This is a genomic window from Streptacidiphilus alkalitolerans (assembly GCF_042511045.1).
In the GTDB taxonomy this organism is placed as follows: Bacteria; Actinomycetota; Actinomycetes; order Streptomycetales; family Streptomycetaceae; genus Streptacidiphilus; species Streptacidiphilus alkalitolerans.
Window position 1 is genome coordinate 55,712 of the sequence record NZ_JBHEZX010000005.1, and the last position, 16,747, is coordinate 72,458.

The 16,747-nt window shown below is 72.4% G+C and carries 16 protein-coding genes and 4 tRNA genes; 10 read left to right on the top strand and 10 right to left on the bottom strand.

The annotated features are described in order from the left end of the window. Positions 1-338 precede the first annotated feature (338 nt). The 5 genes from ACEZDG_RS12430 to ACEZDG_RS12450 all read right to left on the bottom strand — a co-directional run bounded on the left by ACEZDG_RS12430 (position 339) and on the right by ACEZDG_RS12450 (position 5,407). A tRNA-Lys gene (locus tag ACEZDG_RS12430) sits at positions 339-411 on the bottom strand. Between the two features lie 105 nt (positions 412-516). Then, a complete protein-coding gene (locus ACEZDG_RS12435) occupies positions 517-1,524 on the bottom strand; it encodes an HNH endonuclease (protein ID WP_380508508.1) in 1,008 nt (335 codons plus the stop codon). A 153-nt stretch (positions 1,525-1,677) separates the two neighbouring features. Further along, a complete protein-coding gene (locus ACEZDG_RS12440; protein ID WP_380507095.1) occupies positions 1,678-4,008 on the bottom strand; it encodes a DEAD/DEAH box helicase in 2,331 nt (776 codons plus the stop codon). A 353-nt stretch (positions 4,009-4,361) separates the two neighbouring features. After that, entirely contained in the window at positions 4,362-4,892 is a 531-nt protein-coding gene (locus tag ACEZDG_RS12445) for a hypothetical protein (protein WP_380507097.1), read from the bottom strand. 164 nt (positions 4,893-5,056) lie between these two features. Continuing rightward, complete coding sequence (locus ACEZDG_RS12450; RefSeq protein ID WP_380507100.1) at positions 5,057-5,407, bottom strand: metallopeptidase family protein; 351 nt, start codon at positions 5,405-5,407, stop codon at positions 5,057-5,059. 149 nt (positions 5,408-5,556) lie between these two features. Here ACEZDG_RS12450 and ACEZDG_RS12455 point away from each other — a divergent pair. The 3 genes from ACEZDG_RS12455 to ACEZDG_RS12465 all read left to right on the top strand — a co-directional run bounded on the left by ACEZDG_RS12455 (position 5,557) and on the right by ACEZDG_RS12465 (position 5,839). Continuing rightward, positions 5,557-5,629 (top strand) — tRNA-Glu (locus tag ACEZDG_RS12455). A gap of 34 nt (positions 5,630-5,663) precedes the next feature. Further along, positions 5,664-5,737, top strand: a tRNA-Asp gene (locus ACEZDG_RS12460). A 28-nt stretch (positions 5,738-5,765) separates the two neighbouring features. Next, positions 5,766-5,839, top strand: a tRNA-Phe gene (locus tag ACEZDG_RS12465). Positions 5,840-5,912: 73 nt separating this feature from the next. Here the strand turns inward: ACEZDG_RS12465 and ACEZDG_RS12470 are convergent. Continuing rightward, on the bottom strand, positions 5,913-6,842 hold the full coding sequence (locus ACEZDG_RS12470) for an SMP-30/gluconolactonase/LRE family protein (RefSeq protein WP_380507103.1): 930 nt from the start codon (positions 6,840-6,842) through the stop codon (positions 5,913-5,915). A gap of 133 nt (positions 6,843-6,975) precedes the next feature. Between ACEZDG_RS12470 and ACEZDG_RS12475 the strand changes: the two genes are divergently transcribed. Continuing rightward, a complete protein-coding gene (locus ACEZDG_RS12475) occupies positions 6,976-7,416 on the top strand; it encodes an Lrp/AsnC family transcriptional regulator (RefSeq protein WP_380507106.1) in 441 nt (146 codons plus the stop codon). Between the two features lie 27 nt (positions 7,417-7,443). On the opposite strand, the gene ACEZDG_RS12480 is transcribed toward ACEZDG_RS12475, so the two are convergent. Then, positions 7,444-7,779 (bottom strand): hypothetical protein, encoded by a 336-nt coding sequence (locus ACEZDG_RS12480; protein WP_380507109.1) that lies wholly within the window; start codon positions 7,777-7,779, stop codon positions 7,444-7,446. A gap of 56 nt (positions 7,780-7,835) precedes the next feature. Continuing rightward, entirely contained in the window at positions 7,836-8,327 is a 492-nt protein-coding gene (locus tag ACEZDG_RS12485; protein ID WP_380507111.1) for a MarR family transcriptional regulator, read from the bottom strand. A 74-nt stretch (positions 8,328-8,401) separates the two neighbouring features. Here ACEZDG_RS12485 and ACEZDG_RS12490 point away from each other — a divergent pair, with 74 nt between their 5' ends. The 6 genes from ACEZDG_RS12490 (at position 8,402) to glsA (ending at position 13,452) form a co-directional block, all read left to right on the top strand. Beyond that, complete coding sequence (locus tag ACEZDG_RS12490) at positions 8,402-9,247, top strand: NAD(P)H-binding protein (protein ID WP_380507113.1); 846 nt, start codon at positions 8,402-8,404, stop codon at positions 9,245-9,247. Positions 9,248-9,254: 7 nt separating this feature from the next. Continuing rightward, entirely contained in the window at positions 9,255-9,959 is a 705-nt protein-coding gene (locus tag ACEZDG_RS12495; protein WP_380507116.1) for a hemerythrin domain-containing protein, read from the top strand. 105 nt (positions 9,960-10,064) lie between these two features. Next, a complete protein-coding gene (locus ACEZDG_RS12500) occupies positions 10,065-11,288 on the top strand; it encodes a M20 metallopeptidase family protein (protein WP_380507119.1) in 1,224 nt (407 codons plus the stop codon). Positions 11,289-11,411: 123 nt separating this feature from the next. After that, the gene (locus tag ACEZDG_RS12505) at positions 11,412-11,849 is read left to right on the top strand and encodes a DUF6325 family protein (protein ID WP_380507122.1); all 438 of its coding nucleotides are present in this window, start codon (positions 11,412-11,414) and stop codon (positions 11,847-11,849) included. Then, positions 11,846-12,166, top strand: coding sequence for an SHOCT domain-containing protein (locus tag ACEZDG_RS12510; protein ID WP_380507125.1), 321 nt, complete (start codon positions 11,846-11,848; stop codon positions 12,164-12,166). Before ACEZDG_RS12505 ends, ACEZDG_RS12510 begins: the two co-directional genes overlap by 4 nt. A 26-nt stretch (positions 12,167-12,192) precedes the next feature. Then, positions 12,193-13,452 carry a glutaminase A gene (gene glsA / locus ACEZDG_RS12515; RefSeq protein ID WP_380508511.1) on the top strand — a complete coding sequence of 420 codons (1,260 nt, stop codon included), beginning with the start codon at positions 12,193-12,195 and terminating at the stop codon, positions 13,450-13,452. Here the strand turns inward: glsA and ACEZDG_RS12520 are convergent. Next, complete coding sequence (locus ACEZDG_RS12520) at positions 13,391-15,055, bottom strand: AbgT family transporter (protein ID WP_380507128.1); 1,665 nt, start codon at positions 15,053-15,055, stop codon at positions 13,391-13,393. The genes glsA and ACEZDG_RS12520 overlap by 62 nt on opposite strands. After that, entirely contained in the window at positions 15,052-16,602 is a 1,551-nt protein-coding gene (locus ACEZDG_RS12525; protein ID WP_380507131.1) for a leucyl aminopeptidase family protein, read from the bottom strand. Before ACEZDG_RS12525 ends, ACEZDG_RS12520 begins: the two co-directional genes overlap by 4 nt. Positions 16,603-16,747 lie beyond the last annotated feature (145 nt).

Below are 16,747 nucleotides of genomic sequence, written 5' to 3' on the forward strand. Positions count from 1 at the left end.
ATCCCCTCGCGTCCTCTGGGATGCCTACGGCCGCGCGCCTGAACGCCTGGACACGGACCGCACTGCGCTACTGCTGGAGCACGTCCGCGCGGATGTACGGGAGCACAGCGACGAGCAGGATCTCGCCGACCTCCACCAGGCCGAGCAGTAGCTCGTGGAGCGCCGCGCACGCAAGAGCGGCCGGCCCCGGCGCGCGACCTGACCGACTGTGGCGGATTCCATGATCACTTAGCACTCGGGCCAGCAGCGGGCCAGCAGACCCCTTTGCGGATCTTCATCTGGGCATGAAGAAAGCCCCGGGTCAGGCGAGTTGCCTGGTCGGGGGCCTGATCATTGCGTGGGCCGTGTGGGACTCGAACCCACAACCTATGGATTAAAAGTCCACAGCTCTGCCAATTGAGCTAACGGCCCGTCAGCAGGGCGAACCCCCGTGGGGGCGCGTCACCGGCCACCGTGATCCTACCCGGTGATGCGGGGGCCTTGGCCACTGGCTTTCCGTGGCTTCGCTCGCGCGGGCTACATGGACTTGAACACCTGTGCGTCGTGCCAGGCGATGTGCTCGGGGGCGACTCCGGACGGGAGGGTGCGCGGGACGGCGAGGGGGGCACCGTCCAGGGCGGTGACGGCGGCGCCGGCCGGGGTGGCGGCGGCGTAGCGGCGGGAGACGCGGATGGTGCGCTCGGGGGTGAGGCCGAGGGCGCCGAGGTCCAGCAGGGTGTGGTGCAGCGCGCACAGCGCCAGGGCGTTGCTCACCTCGTCCGGCCCCTGGTGGCTGTGCCAGCGGACGTGGGCGGCCTCGATCCCGGCCGGGGCGCCGCGCAGCGTGCCGTCGTAGCCGCACATCGCGCAGGCATGGCCGTAGGCGCTGAGGACCCGGCCGGAGAAGGCCGCGTCGCGGATCCGGATCCGTCGCCGCAGGATCCGGTACCTGGCCTCGCCGTTCGGGCCGGCTTCGGCCTCGGCCTCGGCTTCGGCTTCGGATGCCGCGCCGGTCGCCGGGCCGGCCAGGGTGCCGCGGAGGGCGGCTTCCAGCAGGGAGTGTTCGAGGCCGGGCAGGTCGAGGCCGGCCCGGGCGCAGATCGCCTCCTCCAGGGTGCTGGTGAAGTGCTGCTCCAGCAGCAGCCTGACCGCCGCCAGCAGCGTCGCCGGGTCGCGCAGCAGTTGCTCGGCCTCGGGACGCAACCGTCCGATCGCCTCGAGTTCGAGCAGGCGCCGGTGGCTCTCCCGCAGGTCGGACGGGATCGGACGGCCCGCGCCGTCGCGCAGGTCCCACAGCGTGCGCTCCAGGTGCACGAACGGCATCACCGCCCGGTGCCGGACGCTGGGCGCCCATGGCCCGTAGTCCTCGATCAGGCTGCCGACCGGACCGGCGGCCTCCCGGTACGACGCGACCGTGCTGCCGGTCGCCTCCAGCCGTCCGAGCAGCCAGAGCAGCAGTAGCGGCTTGTGCGGCGCCCGGGCCCCACCGGGCGTCGGGGCCTTGCGCAACCCGGCCAGGGTGGAGAGCAGTTGTTCCCTCGTCACAGCTGTCACAGCGCACACTGTGCCAGCAGACGCCGAAGGGCCGCTGCCCGTCCGAGGCTTCTCGGACGGGCAGCGGCCCTCAGGTCACTCAGTCAAGCAGGTCACGCGGGTCACTCAGTCAAGCAGGTCACTCGGTCACGCAGGACCGGCTGGTCAGTTCTTCCAGCGCGGCTTGTTGTCGCGGTCACCGAACGAACGGCTCGCGCCACCGGCGGCGGGGCCGCGGTCGTCGCGACGCTGGAAGCCGCCGGAGGAGCGGTTGTCCCGGTCGCCGAACGAACGGCCGCCGGCCGAGGCCGGACGGTGGTCGTCGCGGCGGCCGAAGGACGGACGGCTGCTGCCGGACGCCGGACGGTCGCCGTAGGAGCGGCCGGCACCGGAGGACGGACGGTCGTCGCGGCTCTGGTACGGGGTGGACGGGCGCCCGCTGCGCTCGCCGTAGCTGCCGCCGCCACCGGCGCTGCTGCGACCGCCCTGGTAGCCGCCGGAGGATCGGTTGTCGCGGTCACCGAAGGAGCGGCTGCCGCCACCGGAGGACGGACGGTCGTCGCGACGCTGGAAACCACCGGAGGAACGGTTGTCCCGGTCACCGAAGGAACGGCTGGGGCCACCCGTGGACGGGCGGTCGTCACGGCGCTGGAAGCCACCGGAGCGGCTGCCGCCGGCGGCCGGACGGTCGTCGCGACGCTGGTAGCCGCCACGGTCGCCACCGCGGTCGTCCCGACGGTCACCACCGCGGTCGTCACGGCGCTGGAACCCGCCGCGGTCACCGCGGTCGTCCCGGCGGTCGCTGCCGCGGTCGTCACGGCGCGGGTAGTTGCCGCGCTCGTCACGGCCGCTGCTGCGCTCGTCGCGCGAGTAGTTGCTGCGGGCCGGACGGGTGTCCTCGGTGTCGGCAGCGGAGCCCTGCGCCGGGACGGTCGCCGCGACGGTGCTGCCCGCACCCTCTGCGGACGCCGACCCGGACCCGGACTCGCCGTCGGCCTCGGCCACGTCGTCCTCGATGCCCAGCTCGGCCCGCTCGCGGGCGGCGCGGGCCGCCAGGCGGTCGGCGTCGGCGCGGAGGTCGGCGGCGTGCTTGGTGGCACGCTCCAGCTCGCGGGTCAGGTCCTGGACGTCACGCTCGGCTTGCTTGGCCTGCGTGGCGACCGACTCGGCCTGGACGTCGCTGAGCGAACGGGCGCCGGTGATCTTGATCAGGTCGGCGTCGAAGGCGCCGCCGACGATGTGCCGGGTGGCCTCGACCCCGGCGTCCTCCAGCAGGCGGAACACGCCGCGGCGCTGGTGCGGAAGGATCAGGGTGACCACCGTGCCGGAACGACCCGCACGAGCGGTACGACCGGAGCGGTGCAGGTAGTCCTTGTGGTCCCCGGCCGGGTCCACGTTCAGCACCAGGTCGACGTCGTCGACGTGGATGCCTCGGGCCGCGACGTCCGTCGCGACCAGGACGTTGACGTAGCCGTCCTTGAAGTCGCCCAGCGTCGCGGTGCGCGCTCCCTGGGTCATGCCGCCGTGCAGGGCGTCGGCCTTCACCCCGGCGTCGCGCAGCTGCTCGGCGACGCGGTCGCAGCCCATCTGGGTGCGGACGAAGATGATCGTCCGGCCCTTGCGGGCGGCGATGGCGTTGGTGATCGGGGCCTTGTCCTTGGGCTTCACGACCAGGACGTGGTGGCTCATGGTGGTGACCGCGCCGGCCGACGGGTCGACCTCGTGCGTCACCGGGTTCTTGAGGTAGCGCTTGACCAGGGTGTCGATCTCGTTCTCCAGCGTGGCGGAGAACAGCATCCGCTGGCCGCCGGCCGGAACCTGGTCGAGGATCTCGGTGACCTCGGGCATGAAGCCCATGTCGGCCATCTGGTCGGCCTCGTCCAGGACGATGACCTCGGTCTCGTCCAGCTTGCAGGCGCCGCGGTTGAGCAGGTCGCGCAGACGGCCGGGGGTGGCGACGAGGACGTCGACACCGCGCTCCAGCGCGTAGATCTGGTTGGACATCGAGGTACCGCCGCAGACGACCTTGAGCTTGAGGCCGAGCACCGAGCCGTAGGGCTCCAGGGCGTCGGCGACCTGCATGGCCAGCTCGCGGGTCGGGACCAGGATCAGGCCGCGCGGGTGCTTGGCCGTGCTGCGGGTGCCGCCCAGGCGGGTGAGCAGCGGCAGGCCGAAGCTCAGGGTCTTGCCGGAGCCGGTACGGCCGCGGCCGAGGACGTCCTTGCCGGCCAGCGCGTCCGGGATGGTCGCGGCCTGGATCGGGAACGGCTCGGTGACGCCGCGCTTGGCGAGCGTGCGGACGATGTCCTGGTGCAGGCCCAGGTCGCCGAAGGTGACCTTCGGCTCGGCGAGCTCGGCCGGCGCGGCGGACTCGGTGGTGGCGTTGGTGTCGGTTGCGGTGTCGACGGCCTCGGTGGAGTCCGTGATGACGGTGGCGGCGGGAGCCTCGATGCCGTTTTCGGGCATGGCGAAGCGGTCGTCGTCAACGAGAGACATGAAGAACCTTCCGGATGTTGGCACGCGCCAAGTCCGCGGGGTTCACCTACAACCGCCTCAATGCGGTCAGCCACGGAGTGCACGGTACGCGCCAGGGCGCCTGTTGGGAGTAAATAGCGGCGCCGGGCAAATGAAACAAACTAACGATCTACCAAGATAGCTTACGGCCCCGCACAGCTGCAAATTCCCCCCAGCGGGGCTCTGCGGACCTGTGGACCCGAGACCTTCACCCCCTGTACAGCAAGCAGCAGACCCCAGTTGTTCCCGTTCCCGCGATCCGGTTCGGGCGGCCGAGGGCCTCAGCGGGCCCAGGAGGCCCAGGAGGCCCAGGAGGCCCAGGAGGCCCAGGAGGCTCAAGGGGACGTGCTGGCGGGGGCGGACGCGGGCGGATCGGGCGACACCGGGGGCGGGTCGCTGGGTCCGGTGGAGGCGGGCGGTGAGTCGGAGGGGCTCGCGGACGCACTCGGCGCGCCGGTCGCGCCACCCCCGGAGGCTCCAGCGCCGCCCGCACCGCCGCCCGCCGCGCTGCCCTGGGTGGGCACCCCGCCGTCCGACCCGCCGGCCGGCGGCTGCATCCCCGTGCCCGCCACCACACCGGCCGGAAGCGGCTTGGCCGAACCGTCCGCGCCGCTGGCACCCGCGCTGGGCAACGCAGTTGACGAGGCGCCGGGAGACTCCCGGTGCTCGCCGCCGGCCTTGGAGCGCACCGTGCCGCCCTGCCGCTCGGCGGTCGCGGACGGGCCGCCCACCACCGGGGTCCCGGCTGATCCGGGGGTGCCGGACCCGCCCACGTCCATGCACCCCGACAGCGTCCCCGCCGCGAGGACGCCCAGTACGGCGGCCGTCACCGCAGCCCGGCTGACACCGACATCGAACTTGCCCACCGTGCGCGGCCCCGCTTCCCGATCGGTCCGGCGACCGCCGTCAGCAGTCCCCTTTCCGATCCAACGGCGGCACCGGGTGAAAGGACACGGCCGTTCGGGGCAATACGGCTCCCGAACACACCTAACTGAAGGCACCCCGATCACACCTCCGGCGACGGCCGTGCTCAGCCGTAGCCGAGGGCGTGCAGGCGTTCGTCGTCGATACCGAAGTGGTGACCGATCTCATGCACCACGGTCACCCCCACCTCCGCGACGACCTCCTCGCTGGTGGCGCACATCCGCAGGGTGGGATTGCGGTAGATGGTGATCCGGTCCGGCAGCACCCCGGCGTACCAGTCGCCGCGCTCGGTCAGCGGCGTCCCCTCGTACAGGCCCAGCAGTTCCGGGGCGCCGGGCTCGGGCTCGTCCTCCACGAAGATCACGACGTTGTCCATCAGCCGGGCCAGCTCCGGCGGTATCCGGTCGAGAGCCTCGCCGACGAGCTCCTCGAACCGCTCTCGGGACATCTCAAGCACGCTGCTCCTCAGGGGACGGTCCACGGCCGCTTCGAGGTCAGGACCCCGCCGACCGGGTGGACGCTTGGAAACCATTTTGGCGATACCCGCTCCCATCCCATATGCTTCTGAACGTCCCCGACGGCCGCAAGGAAGCCGGGAGGGCCAGCGCCCTCATCGTCTAGTGGCCCAGGACGCCGCCCTTTCAAGGCGGTAGCACGGGTTCGAATCCCGTTGGGGGTACGCATTAACACCGCGTGCAGGTTCGCCTGTACGAGGCCTCGTGGAGCAGTTGGTTAGCTCGCCACCCTGTCAAGGTGGAGGTCGCGGGTTCAAGTCCCGTCGAGGTCGCAGTGGCCCTCCTTTCGAGGGGGTTCACGGCCAGGTAGCTCAGTTGGTACGAGCGACCGCCTGAAAAGCGGTAGGTCGGCGGTTCGACCCCGCCCCTGGCCACAGCGCGGAAAGCATTCCGAGAAGTCCCCCGGCAGGGTTCACCGGCCGGGGGACTTCTTGCGTCCCGCCGACGCTACGGCCGGCGCACCCGGGGCAGACCGGTCACGGCCATCACCAGGGAGTACAGGGTGGTGGTCGCGGTGATGAACAGGCGGTTGTTCTTGGGGCCGCCGAAGGCGATGTTGGAGACCGGTTCCGGGACGTTGATCCGGCCGATCAGCGTGCCGTCCGGGTCGTAGCAGTGCACCCCGCCCTCCATCGCTGCCGCCCAGAGGCGACCGCCGTCGTCGAAGCGGATGTTGTCGAACCGGCAGGCGTGGTCCTTGCCCTGGACGAAGACCTCGCCGTCCGAGAGCGTGCCGTCCTCCCGCACGTCGAAGACGCGGATTTGGTTGGCTCGGGTGTCGGACACGTACAACTGCTGCTCGTCGGCGGAGAAGACCAGGCCGTTCGGGCCGCCGAAGCCGTCCGCCACCAGCCGCACCGCCCCGCTGCGGGGGTCCACCCGGTAGACGTTGCAGGCCTTGATCTCGCTCTCGGCGCGGTGTCCCTCGTAGTCACTGTTGATGCCGAAGTCGGGGTCGGAGAACCAGATCGAGCCGTCCGACCGGACGACGGAGTCATTGGGGCTGTTGAGCCGCTTGCCCTCGAAGCGGTCGGCGACGACCGTGATCGAACCGTCGTGCTCGGTCCTGGTGACCCGGCGGTTGCCCTGTTCGCAGCTGATCAGCCGGCCCTCGCGGTCGAGGGTGTTGCCGTTGCTGTGGCCGGCCGGGGAGCGGAAGACGCCGACGGCGCCGGTGGCCTCGTCCCAGCGCAGCATCCGGTCGTTGGGGATGTCGCTCCAGATGACCTGCCGCCAGGCCGGGAGGTAGAGCGGCCCCTCCGCCCAGCGGCAGTCCTGGTGCAGCCGCTCCAGGCGCATGTCGCCGTTGGCACAGCGGCCGGTGCGGAAGCGGTCGTCCAGGATCTCGTAGAGACCCGGGTCAATAGAAGAAGACATGGTTACCCCTATCACCACAGCTACCGAATCTGATTCGGCTCAACGGGAATCTAGCAGGATGCGGTACTGTCCTCGCAAGTGGATAGGGTGGCCGGGCCCCGGCAGAAAGCCCGGGGAGAAGGAGAGCCGACGCGTGGACGACATCGACCGCAGGCTGGTGGAACTGCTGCAGCAGGACGCCACGCAGGCGTACGCCGTGCTGGGCAAGGCAGTTGAGCTGTCGGCGGGCGCCGCCCACGAGCGGGTGCGCAAGCTGCGTGAGCGCGGCGTGATCCGCCGTACCACCGTGGAGGTGGATCCGGCGGCGCTGGGCCAGGGGGTGCTGGCCTTTGTGATGGTCGACTCCTCGGCCTGGATGGGCGACTCGGCCGACGCCTTCGCCGCGATCCCCGAGATCGTCGAGGCACATGTCATCGCAGGCTCGGCCTCCGTGCTGGTGAAGGTGCGCACGGCGACGACCGAGCAGCTCCAGGACGTGCTGCGGCGGCTCTACGCCATCGAGGGCGTGAGCGGCACCCAGGCCACCGTGGCGCTGGAGACCTTCTTCGAACGCCCGGTCTCCCCGCGCGCCTGAGCCGACCGCGCCTACGCGCCGACCGGCCTAGACCCGGGCCGCGAGCAGCCGCGAGTCCGCCTCCAGGGTGACCGAGTCGGGTCCGGCGTCGCGGATCGGCCAGCCCAGGACGTGGTCCGGCGAGGGCCGCGGGCCCAGCCGGAGGCCCAGGACCAGGGTCCATCCCAGCAGCAGCACCGGCCGCAGCGGTGCCGGGGCGCCCTCGAAGGCGCCCCTGGCCCACTGCGCGGGGGTCAGCGCCCGCGCGTCCGGGGTGGTCAGCTCGAACGCCGAGGCGTAGTCGGCGTCCGGGAGGCCCCCGCCGGGGATCTCACCGGGGACCTCGATACGACGTGCGCGCGGGGCTTTCGGCGGGGTGGCCATGGGGGCAGCAACTCCATCTCCGGATCGGCCGGCGGCCGGATCAGTCGGCGGCCGGATCAGTCGGCGGCCAGGTTGTCGGTGGCGGTGCGGCCGGCGTTGACGGTGCGGCGGAGGAACTCGGCCAGGAACTCCAACTCGGCGTCCGAGTAGTCCTCGCAGATCGTGTCCAGGGAGTCCGTCATGCCCGAGTAGAGGTGGAACAACTCGCCGATGCGGTCGCGGAGCGGGCGGACCAGGACCGCCCGGCGGTCGGTGAGGTCGCGGTCACGGGCGATCCAGCCGCCGCGCTCCAGCCGGTCGAGGATGCCGGTCATGGTGGCGGGGTGGAGTCCGGCGCGGCGGGCCAGCGCGCTGGGGCTCAGCGGACCGTGACGGCTGATCAGGTCCAGGCAGTCCACGTCGACCTCCTTGAGCTTCAGCCGGGCGCCCACCTGGTTGTTGAGCAGGGAGAGCTGGACGCTCAGCTCGCGCAGCGACTCCTTCACCGAGGTGCTCAGCCGCCGGTGCCGGCGTGCGTCGCCCTCGTCTCCAGGTCCTACGGAACTCATATGATATTCTCCTCGTAACTTATGGCCTACGTGGTCAGAGTACTCCCGACGGGGATACCCGGAGAGGACACGCCATGATCTTGATAACCGGTGCGACCGGGACGGTGGGGCGCGAGGCGCTGGCCCTGCTGCTTGAGGGCGGTCACAAGGCGGCGGCGGTCACCAGGACCCCCGACCGGGCCGCGCTGCCGGCCGGCGTCCAGCTGGTGGCCGGCGACCCGTCCGACCCGGGGACGCTGGCGGCGGCGCTGCCCGGGGTCGAGGCGATCCTGCTCAGTCCGCGCGCCGTCGGGGAGTCCACCGCCGAACTGCTGGCGCTGGCCGCCGAGCACGGGGTGCGGCGGGTGGTGGTGCTGTCGGCCGTGACCGTCGAGTACGGCGGCGGGTACCAGCGCTTCGCCGCCGGGTTCCAGCGGGTCGAGGACGCGGCCAGGGCTTCGGGGCTGGAGTGGACCTTCCTGCGCTGCAGCGACTTCAGCGCCAACGCCCTGGCCTGGGCCCCGCAGATCCGCGCGGCCGGGACCGTCCGCGGCGCCTACGGGGGCGCCGCCACCTCGGCGATCCATGAGCGGGACATCGCGGCGGTGGCCGTCCGGGCGCTGACCGACCCGGCGGCGCACGCCGGGCGGGCCTACGCGCTGACCGGCCCGCAGTCGCTGAACCAGCGGGACAAGGTCCGGATCATCGGCGAGGCCGTCGGCAGCGAGGTGCACTGGCAGGAGGTCGCCCCGGAGCAGGTCCGGCAGGCGATGCTCGCCCAGGGCCTCGGCGAGGACGTCCCCGACAGGCTGCTCGGCTACCTCGCCGAGTGCCTCCAGCGACCGGGGCCGACCACCGGCACCGTCGAGCAGATCCTCGGCCGCCCCGCGCTGACCTTCGCGGACTGGGCCGCCGACCACGCCAACGCCTTCCGGAAGTAGGGGAACCATGACCGACACCATCGACTTCACCATGATGTACGTGACCCACAACGCCTTCCGGCGCGACCTCGGCCGGCTCACGGCCGCCGCGGCCGAGGAGCGGCCGGACACCGGCCGGATCCGGGGCGGCTGGGAGAACTTCAAGCAGCAGCTCCACATCCACCACACGGTCGAGGACACCGACCTGTGGCCCCGGCTGCACCGTGCGGTCACCAGCGCCGACGACCTGGCGCTGCTGGAGCAGATGGAGGCCGAGCACGCCCTGATCGACCCGCTGCTGGCGGCCGTCGACAAGGCCATGGACAAAGCCATGGACAAGGCCAAGGACGGCAGGCGGGCCGACCTCGCCGACTGCCTGGACCAGCTCTCGGAGGCCCTGGTGCACCACCTGGAGCACGAGGAGGCGCAGGCCCTGCCGCTGATCCAGGCCGTGCTGACGCCCGCCGACTGGCGTGCCTTCGCGAACGCGATGCGCAGCCGGCAGGGTGTCCGGGGCGCGGCGGTCTACGTCCCGTGGATCCTGGACGGGGCCGCTCCGGCCGAGCAGCGCCGGTTCCTTGGCGCCCTGCCCGCGCCGGTCACCGTCCTCAACCGGCTGCTGTGGCAGCACAGTTACCGGCGGCGCCAGCTCTGGGGCAGCGCGTCGGCGACCGGACCGGCACCGGGCCGGGCCCGGGCGGCGTCCACCGGCCCCGGCGGCGACCAGCGGTAGCGCCCACCAGCAGCGCCCACCAGCAGCAGAGACTCGGCCAGGGGGGCAGACGAGCGGCCGGGAGCGGCCGGGGCGAGGATGGAAGCCCCCAGCGAGGAGATGCCCATGACCGACGTCGAGCCGTCGAGCCGTCACACCGCCCTTCGGGCGTCCGCCGCCGCCCTGCAGCCCGAACTGGCCGCCCTGCGCCGCGCGCTGCACCAGGAGCCGGAGATCGGCCTGGAGCTGCCGCTGACCCAGGCCAAGGTGCTGGCGGCACTGGACGGTCTGCCGCTGACGCTGACCCTCGGCAAGCAGCTCAGCTCGGTCACCGCGGTGCTGCGGGGCGCGCTGCCCGGCCCGGTGGTGCTGCTCCGCGGCGACATGGACGCCCTGCCGGTGCAGGAGACCTCGGGCCTCCCCTACAGCTCGACCGTGCCCGGGGTGATGCATGCCTGCGGGCACGACCTGCACACGGCCGGGCTGGTCGGCGCGGCCCGGCTGCTCAGCGAGCGGCGCGAGACGCTGGCCGGGAGCGTGGTGTTCATGTTCCAGCCCGGCGAGGAGGGCCAGGGCGGCGCCAGGGTGATGATCGAGGAGGGGGTGCTGGACGCCGCCGGGAGCGCCCCGGTGGCCGCGTACGCACTGCATGTCGCCGCCTCGGTGCTGCCCAACGGCTGGGTCGCCACCCGTCCCGGGCCGATCATGGCCGCGGCCGACGTGCTGACCGTGACCATGCGCGGACGCGGCGGCCACGGCTCCACCCCGCACCTGGCGCTGGACCCGGTCCCGGCCGCCTGCGAGGCCGTCACCGCGCTGCAGACCATGGTCACCCGCCGCTTCGACGCCTTCGACCCGGTCGTGGTCACCGTCGGCAGCTTCCACGCCGGGACCACCGACAACGTCATCCCGGACGAGGCGGTCTTCGCCGCGACCGTCCGCTCCTTCTCGCCGGAGGCGCGGACCCGGGTGCTGGAGGAGGCCCCGCGGCTGGTCCGGGGCATCGGCGAGGCGCACGGGCTGACCGTCGAGGCAGTGGTCACCGAGGGCTACCCGGTCACGGTCAACGACGCGGGTGAGGCCGGCTACGCGGCCGAGACGGCCAGGCAACTGCTCGGCACGGACCGGTACATCGAGATGCCGCGCCCGGTGGCCGGCTCCGAGGACTTCGCCGTCGTCGGCGAGCGGATCCCGTCCGCCTACCTGATGCTCGGCGCCTGCCCCGCGGACCGGGACCCGGGCACCGCCCCCTACAACCACTCCCCCGAGGCCGCCTTCGACGACTCGGTGCTCGGGGACGCGGCGGCGCTGCTGGCGGAACTGGCGCTGGGACGGCTCGACCGCGGCTGAGCACCGGGCCGAACCCCGGGCCGAGTGGCCGGGAGCGGGGTACGGGCGCAGCATCGAATTGATCGGCCCGTTGTCCGTGCTTCGTCCGTGCTTCGTCCGTGTTCCGTCCTGGAGGTGCCAGCCATGGCTGTCGGACCTGTGGAGTACCTGGTGGTCGCATTCCCGGGGTCCCGGTTCCGCGGCGACCTGCTGCCGGAGCTGAAGAAGTTGGTCGACGGCGGGATCGTCCGGATCCTCGACCTGACCTTCGTCAAGCGCGACGACGAGGGCGCGGTGCGCTTCCTCGAACTCGACTCGCTGGACGCGGACGAGGCCGCGATGTTCGCCGACATCGACGGCGAGGTCGGCGGCCTGCTCAGCGAGGAGGACCTGGCGCTGGTGGCCGAGGAGATCCCGGCCGGCTCCTCGGCCGCCCTGCTGGTCTGGGAGAACACCTGGGCCGCCCCGATCACCGGCGCGATCCGCGCGGCGGGCGGGGTGCTGGTGGCCCATGAGCGGGTTCCCGAGGTGCTGGTGGAGCTGGACCTGCAGGCGATCGCCCGGGAAGGGGCGCTGTCATGATCGGCCGACGGATGAGCCGGGGCGGACGCCCCGGACTGATCGGGGTGGCCGCCCGTACCGCGGTGGTCGCCGGGACCGCCTCCGCGGTCAGCGGACGGGTGTCCGCACGCCAGCAGCAGCAGGCGGCCGACCGGGAGGCGGCCCAGCAGGCCGCCTCCGCTCCGGTGGCGCCCGCGCCCGTGGTGCCGGAAGCGCCGGCGTCCGGGTTGGACGACCACGCGCTGTCCACCCTGGAGCGGCTGGGCAGCCTGTATGCGCAGGGGCTGCTGTCCGAGGCCGAGTTCACCGCCGCCAAACAGCGGGTGCTGGCCCCTTGACCTCCGCTCCGGACGGCATCGAAGGCATCGAAGGCATCGACGTCGTCAGCGAGGCCCTGGCGGACCTGCACCGGCGACTGCTGGCCCTGGACGGTGGCGCGGTGGCCGACTACATCCCGCAGCTGGCGCTGGCCGATCCGGACTGCTTCGGCCTGGCGCTGGTGAGCCTGGACGGGCACCGCTACCGGGCGGGCCGGTGCGACGAGGCGTTCACCCTGCAGTCGGTGACCAAGCCGTTCGTGCTCGCGCTGGCGCTGGCCGAACTCGGCGCCGAGGAAGTGGGCCGCACGGTCGGCGCGGAGCCCAGCGGCGAGGCGTTCAACGCGATCAGCCTGGACCCGGTGACCGGACGGCCGGCCAACCCCATGATCAACGCCGGTGCCATCGCGGTCACCGCCCTGGTCCCGGGCGGCGACCCGGCCGAGCGCTTCGCCCGGATCCTGGACTGCCTGGGCCGGTTCGCCGGCCGTCCGCTGGACGTGGACGAGGAGGTCTACCGCTCGGAGGCGGAGACCGGTGACCGCAACCGGGCGCTGGCCCATCTGATGCGCGGCACCGGCGCGCTGCGCGGCGATCCGGCCGAGGCGGTGGAGACCTACTTCCGGCAGTGCGCGGTGCGGGCCACCGTCGCCGACCTGGCGGTGATGGCGGCCACCCTGGCCAACGGCGGGGTGAACCCGGTGACCGGCGAGGCGGTGGTGCCCGAGCCGGTGGCGGTCGCGGTGCTGGCGGTGATGGCCACCTGCGGGATGTACGACGCGGCCGGTGAGTGGATGCTGCGGGTCGGCCTGCCGGCGAAGAGCGGGGTGTCCGGCGGGCTGGTCGCGGTCAGTCCGGCCCGCTTCGGCGTCGCCGTGCACAGCCCGCCGCTGGACTCCTTCGGCAATCCGGTGCGCGGGGTGGCGGCGCTGCGGGAGCTGTCCGAGCGGTTCGGGCTGCACCTGATGCGCAACCCCGCGCCGGGCGCCCCCACGGTGACCCGGGCGGACACCGCCGAGGACGGCGGCACCGCGCTGGTCGCCGCCCAGGGCGCGCTGGACTTCACCGCGGCCGAGCGGGTGCTGTTCGCGCTGGGCCAGCAGGCCCCCGGCCCGGGCGGCCGGGTGCTGCTCGACCTGGAACGGGTGACCGCGATCGACGCCGCCGCCCGGGCCATGCTCGACCGCGCGCTGACGCTGCTGGCCGAGCGCGGCCACCGGGTGACGGTCACCGGGGACGCCCTGCTCAGGGCAGATGCACCGGGGCCCCTGGGCCGAGCGGGATCCCGAGCAGGTACCAGGCGATGAAGAAGAGCAGCCAGGTGCCCGCGACGATCAGGGTGTAGGGCAGCATCATCGACACCACCGTGCCGACCCCGGCCTCCTTCTTGTACTTCTGGGTGAGCAGCACGATGAAGGGGATGTAGACCATCAGCGGGGTGACGATATTCATCGGCCCGTCGCCGACCCGGTAGGCGGCCAGCACGGTCTGCGGGGCCACCCCGAGCCGGATGAACAGCGGGATGAAGATCGGCGCGAAGATCGCCCACTTGGGGATCACCCCGGGGATGATGATGTCCAGCACCAGGGTGACCAGGACGAATCCGATCAGCAGCCAGACCGCCCCGACATTGGCCCGTTCCAGGGCGTCGGCCAGCTTCACCGCGATCACCGTGGCCATGTTGGTGTAGTTGAAGTAGGCGATGAACTGGGCGATGATCAACAGCAGGAAGATCAGCCCGCCCAGCCCGGCGAAGGTCTTGGTGATCGCGGCCATCGCGGCGGCGCTGCCCTTGAGCGTCTTCGCGCCGGCGCCGTAGCAGAGGCCGGTGACCAGGAAGAGCAGCATGATGATGAAGATCAGGCTGTCCATGAACGGGGAGTCGTCGAACAGGCTGCCGGTGTCCTGGTTCCGCAGCGGTGCGCTCGGGAACACCGAGAGCAGCACCAGCACCAGCAGCACGCCCAGCAGGCCGTAGAGGGCCCAGCGCAGTCCGCGGGCCTCGCCCTCGGGGCTGCCCTCGGCCGCCTCCTCGGTGTCCTCGGCCGCCTGGTGCGGAATGTAGCGGCCCAGGCTGGGTTCGACGAACTTCTCGGTGACGAAGGTGATCACGATCGCCAGGAAGAACGTCGAGGCGATGCCGAAGTAGAGGTTGGAGGTGAGGTCGATGGTGAGGCCCGGGTCGGCCAGCCGGACCGCCTCATTGGTGACCTCGGTGATGATGCCGTCCACCGGGGTGATCAGGACGTTCACCCCGAAGGTGGCGCCGACCGCGGCGAACGCGGCGGCCAGCCCGGCCAGCGGATGCCGTCCCACGCTCTTGAAGGCGACCGCGCCCAGCGGGATCAGCACCAGGTAGCCGGCGTCCGAGGCGATGCTGGACAGGATGCCCAGCAGCACGATGATGAAGGTCAGCGTCGCCGGTGGGGACACCGCGACGAGTTTTCGGATCAGTGCCCCGATCAGCCCGGCCTCCTCGGCCAGGCCGACCCCGACCATGGCCACCAGGATCACCCCGACCACGCCGAAGCTGGTGAAGTTGTCCACCGCCGAGGTGAAGATGAAGCGGACCCCGTCGGCCGTCAGCAGGCTCTCGATCTTGGTGGTCTCATGGGTCACCTCGACGGCGGGGTGGTGCAGCGCCTCGGGCGGGTAGCTGACCGAGGGCTCGGTGGTGCCCTGCGGGTAGTAGAGCTCCCCGGCCACCGGGGCCGGGGCCACCGACTCGTAGGTCGCCTTGACGCCGACCGCGGACAGGATCGCGGAGAGCACGATGACCAGCACGATCAGCAGCAGGAAGATCACCGCCGGGTGCGGGACCTTGTTGCCCGCCTTCTCGATCCCGTCCAGCATCCGCTGGGTGAACGACCTCTTCTCGCCGTCGTCGGCGGCGGCAACGGCGGTGCTCATACGGAGACTCCTCGGGGAGGGGTGAAGCCGAGCGCGAGTTCGGTCAGCAGGCGGGCGCCGAAGCCGGTGCAGCCGCGCGGGTGCCAGGAGCCGGCCGCGTCGTTCTGCGCCGGCCCGGCGATGTCGATGTGGGCCCAGGCGCGTCCGGCGACGAACTCGTCCAGGAACAGCGCCGCGTGGATCGCGCCGCCGTTGGGGCCGCCCATGTTCTTGATGTCGGCGATGTCGGAGTCCAGCTCCCGGCGGTAGCGCCGGGCCAGCGGCAGCTGCCAGGCGGGCTCGTCGGTGAGCGCCGCGGCGGCCAGCACCTGGTCCACCAGCGGCTGGGCGTTGCCGAACACCCCGGCGATCTCCGCGCCCAGGGCGCGCAGGCTGGCGCCGGTGAGGGTGGCGATGTCCACGATCGCGTCGCCGGGCTCCTCGGTGGCCAGGACCAGGGCGTCGGCCATCACCAGCCGTCCCTCGGCGTCGGTGTTGAGGACCTCGACGGTGGTGCCGCCGCGGATCGTCAGCACGTCGCCGAGCTTGGTGGCGCTGCCCGAGGGCATGTTGTCGGTGCACATCAGCCAGCCGGTCACCGCGGTGCGGCAGTCCAGCGCCCGCAGCGCGGTCATCGCCGCCAGGATCGCCCCGGCGCCCGACATGTCGTTCTTCATGGTGGCGTGCACGGCGTCGGCGGGCTTGAGGCTGATGCCGCCCGAGTCGTACATGATGCCCTTGCCGACCAGGGCGAGCTTGGCGGTGCCGGCGCCGGTACCGGCGTCCGCGCCGGACGGCCGGTGCACCAGCTTGACCATCCGCGGCTCGTCGGTGCTGCCCGCGTTCACCCCGAGCAGGCCGCCGCAGCCGAGCTCCTTGAGCGCCGCCCGGTCGAACACCTCGACCTCGAAGCCGCACTCGTCGGCCAGCCGCACCGCGCAGTCCGCCATCACCGCGGCGGTCATCAGGCTCGGCGGGCAGTTCGCCAGGTCCCGTGCCACGGCCTGGGTCCTGGCCAGGATCCGGCCCCGCTCGGCGCCGCGGGCCACCTCGTCCAGCCGGTCCGCGGGCGCCAGCAGGACCAGTTCCTCCAGCTCCTGGCCGCCGGCCGGCTCCCGCTTGAGCACCGGGTAGCGGTAGCGGGCCAGCAGCACCCCCTCCACCAGCGCCTGCGCGGCCAGCTCCGGCGGCACCGCGGTGTCCCTCGGGACGGCCAGGGCGAGCCGGCCGTGCCGGGACGCCGCCGAGGCGAAGGCCGCCGCGGCGTCGCGCAGGGCGTGGGCGTCCGCGCTCCCCGGGGCACCGACGCCGTAGAGGACGAAGGTGCCGTCGCCCGGCACCGGGTAGACCAGGGTCCCGCCGACCGTGCCGTCGACCCCCGCTGTGAGCAGGCCCTCCGCGCTGATGCCGAGTCCGGCCGGGAGGTCCAGGTCGGTGGTGACCGGGAGCCCCTGCACGCCCTGGGCGTCCGGCACCCCGTCCCGGCCGTCCGGCAGCGGTGACACCGACACCCGGATCAGCCGGCGCCAGGAGGGAAGCAGGTCGATTACGTCGTCGGCGGCCGTCACAGGCGGGCTCCTCAGCGGTGCGTCACCGGGCGCCGGTCTGACGCGCCCTCACAAGTCCTCCCAGATATCCCATATGAGTCATTTATCAGGTACGTGGACGCGCCGAGCCGGGGCCAGGTCGGCGTGGAGACAAACCGTTCGGCCG